Source organism: Microbacterium sp. GXF6406 (assembly GCF_054798215.1).
On sequence record NZ_JBSJZH010000061.1, the window covers coordinates 1 to 1,028 of the forward strand.

The 1,028-nt window shown below is 59.4% G+C and carries 1 protein-coding gene; it reads left to right on the forward strand.

All coding sequences use genetic code 11. The features are described 5' to 3' along the window. On the forward strand, positions 1 to 1,028 hold a 1,028-nt coding region (locus ACWAUG_RS13595), incomplete at both ends, for a hypothetical protein (protein ID WP_460802835.1).

Here is a 1,028-nt window from a genome sequence, read left to right on the forward strand (position 1 = left end):
GCAGATGTGGACGCTGACGTGGACGCTGACGTCGATGCAGATGTAGACGCTGACGTGGACGCAGATGTGGACGCTGATGTGGACGCTGACGTCGATGCAGATGTGGACGCTGATGTGGACGCTGATGTGGACGCTGACGTCGATGCAGATGTAGACGCTGACGTGGACGCTGACGTGGACGCTGATGTGGACGCAGATGTGGACGCTGACGTCGATGCAGATGTGGACGCTGATGTGGACGCTGACGTCGATGCAGATGTGGACGCTGACGTGGACGCTGACGTCGATGCAGATGTGGACGCTGATGTGGACGCTGATGTGGACGCTGACGTGGACGCTGACGTCGATGCAGATGTAGACGCTGACGTGGACGCAGATGTGGACGCTGATGTGGACGCTGACGTGGATGCAGATGTGGACGCTGATGTGGACGCTGACGTCGATGCAGATGTGGACGCAGACGTTGATGCTGATGTGGACGCTGACGTGGACGCAGATGTGGACGCTGACGTGGATGCAGATGTGGACGCTGACGTGGATGCAGATGTGGACGCTGACGTGGACGCAGATGTGGACGCTGACGTGGACGCTGACGTCGATGCAGATGTAGACGCTGACGTGGACGCAGATGTGGACGCTGATGTGGACGCTGACGTCGATGCAGATGTGGACGCTGATGTGGACGCTGACGTGGACGCTGACGTCGATGCAGATGTGGACGCTGACGTGGACGCTGACGTGGATGCAGATGTGGACGCTGACGTGGACGCAGATGTGGACGCTGACGTGGATGCAGATGTGGACGCTGACGTGGACGCAGATGTGGACGCTGATGTGGATGCAGATGTGGACGCTGACGTGGACGCAGATGTGGACGCTGACGTTGATGCAGATGTGGACGCTGACGTCGATGCAGATGTAGACGCTGACGTGGACGCAGATGTGGACGCTGACGTGGACGCTGACGTCGATGCAGATGTAGACGCTGACGTGGACGCAGATGTGGACGCTGACGTGGACGCTGACGT